The organism is Rhizobacter sp., from assembly GCF_031412075.1.
Taxonomy (GTDB): Bacteria; Pseudomonadota; Gammaproteobacteria; order Burkholderiales; family Burkholderiaceae_C; genus Rhizobacter.
This window is the reverse complement of the sequence record NZ_JANOCG010000241.1, coordinates 1-2,238: the sequence shown is the minus strand read 5'-3', so window position 1 is coordinate 2,238 and position 2,238 is coordinate 1. Positions and strand designations below refer to the sequence as shown.

At 61.8% G+C, this 2,238-nt stretch carries 3 protein-coding genes; all 3 read right to left on the bottom strand.

Translation table 11 applies throughout. The features are described from left to right. Positions 1 to 117: 117 nt before the first annotated feature. On the bottom strand, positions 118 to 678 hold the full coding sequence (locus RMO40_RS08500; protein ID WP_309719063.1) for a sugar transferase: 561 nt from the start codon (positions 676 to 678) through the stop codon (positions 118 to 120). After that, positions 678 to 1,652: an NAD-dependent epimerase/dehydratase family protein gene (locus RMO40_RS08495; protein WP_309719059.1), complete on the bottom strand. Its 975-nt coding sequence runs from the start codon at positions 1,650 to 1,652 to the stop codon at positions 678 to 680. Before RMO40_RS08495 ends, RMO40_RS08500 begins: the two co-directional genes overlap by 1 nt. Beyond that, positions 1,649 to 2,238 (bottom strand): UDP-N-acetylglucosamine 2-epimerase (locus RMO40_RS08490; RefSeq protein ID WP_309719055.1); only part of this gene is annotated, 590 nt, incomplete at its 5' end. The genes RMO40_RS08495 and RMO40_RS08490, both read right to left, overlap by 4 nt.

Genomic DNA, 2,238 nt, shown 5'->3' with positions numbered 1-2,238 from the left:
CGCTGAGCAAGCACAGCGCCGCATCCACCGCCAGTGCCACCATCCGTTTGGCCAAGCGCGGCATGTCCAGCAGCACGGTGGCTGCAGAGTTCTCCGAATCCCTGTTGTTCATAGCTATCAGTGTGTCACGCCGTCGCGGCGCAACACCTTCACAAACGTCATCCACAGAATGAGCAAGTCGAACGCCAAAGTGTGACGCCGCAGGTAGTCGGCGTCCAGCGCCACCTTCTGTGGAATCGGCAACTCATCGCGGCCATTCACCTGCGCCCACCCTGTCAGACCCGGCACCAGTTCGTGCACGCCTTGCTCGGTCCGCAGGGCGATCAGATCGTGCTGGTTGAACAGCGCGGGCCGTGGTCCCACGAAGCTCATGTCGCCTCTCAGGATGCTCCACAGCTGGGGAAGCTCGTCCAGGCTGCTCTTGCGCAGGAAGGACCCGATAGGGGTAAGGTATTTCGCCGGATCCGTGAGCAGATGGGTGGCCACAGCAGGTGTGTCGATCCGCATGCTGCGGAACTTGGGCATCCTGAAAATCCTGTTGTGACGACCTACGCGGTCGCTCCAATACAGAGCCGGCCCGGGCGAGGATAGCCGCACGGTCATTGCGATGCTGGCCACAGGGAGCAGCAGCACCAATGCTGCTGGAATGGCCAGGGCGAGATCGAACAGGCGTTTGATCATGGCCGCAACCCCGCGGCAGCCCGCCGCAAGCCTTCGTCCACGGAAACGGGTGGGTTCCAGTTCAGCGTGTTGCGGGTGTGGCTGATGTCCACCTGAAGGTTGCCGAGCAGGCGCTGCGCCATGTCGCCTTTGCCCAGCAGGTTGGCGCCCAGTTGCAGCAGCGAAGGTGGTACCGGGAACAGGTGGGCCGGCTTGTCCATGGCCTGACTGAGGCGGCGCAACAAGTCGGCCGTGGACAGGTCTTCGCCGTCGCTCACCAGGAAGGTCTGATTAGCTGCGGCGGGGTGGTCGACGCAGGTGATGAGAAGGTCGACCAGGTTATCGAGGGCGACCAAGCTGCGCCGGTTGTGGGTGACGCTGGACAGGGGCAGTGGAATGCTGCGTTTCACGGCGCGCATCATGGATGCGAAGTTGGCTTTGACGCCTGGGCCGTAGACCAGGGGCGGGCGGACGATAACGACTTCCATGCCTGTGTCGGCAGCGATTTGGCGCAAGCCTTGTTCGGCTTCCATCTTGGAGACGCCGTAGGGGTCTTGAGGGGCGGGCGTGTCGATGGCAGAGAACGGGTGACCTGCCGCCGTTTCCTCGCCGTTGACCTTGACCGAGCTGACGAAGATGAAGCGGCGCACGCCTGCGGCGGCGGCTTGCCTTGCGAGGTTGAGCGTGCCTTCCGTATTGACAAGGCGGAACTCCACAAGTGGGTTGCTTGCGCGGTCCGCCATCACATGAACCCGGGCAGCAAGATGCATCACGATCTGGCAGTCCTCCAGCGCGACGGACCAGTCGGTTGTTCCGTCGACATCTCCAACGGCAATGCCTGCGGTTGCGGAGGGATTTGTCGCGGCAGTTCGAACACTGGCGCGCAGAAGCAAGCCAATAGTCGATGCGTGGGCGCAGAACGCCCTGCCCAGGTAGCCATTTGCGCCCGTGACCAAAGCGCGCGTTGCTACAAGCGCGGCAGCGGTGTTCACTGCTTTCGCCACACCGTGCGGTTCACATAGTCTGTGTAGCTCATGACCACACGAAGCACCTGTTGCGATACGTTCAACGCCTCGTAGTCCGTCACTGGCCGTCTCGACGTGCTGCCCCGCTCAAAGTGGGCGAGCACCACCCTGACGGCATCGAGTACTTGTTCCTGTTTGAGGCCGCTCATGATCAAGGTGCCGACATCCATGCCCTCGGGCCGCTCATGGGCGTTGCGGATCGTGATGGCAGGGAGGTTCAGCAGAGAAGCCTCTTCAGTGATGGTCCCACTATCCGAGACCACGCAGGCGGCTTCCATCTGCAGCTTGTTGTAGTCCATAAACCCAAATGGTTTCACGAACTGGACGAGCGGATGGGGTGTGCCATGGTCGATTGCTTCCAACCGGTTCCTGGTGCGAGGATGGGTTGAAACGATCACGGGAAACCCGTAGGTACTCGCCAGCGCGTTCAGGCTTTCAAGCAGGTGGCTCAGGTTCTCGGGCACATCGACGTTTTCCTCGCGGTGCATGCTCACCAGGAAGTAGCGACCAGCGCTCAGACCCATGCGATTCAGCACATTGGACGCCACGATCT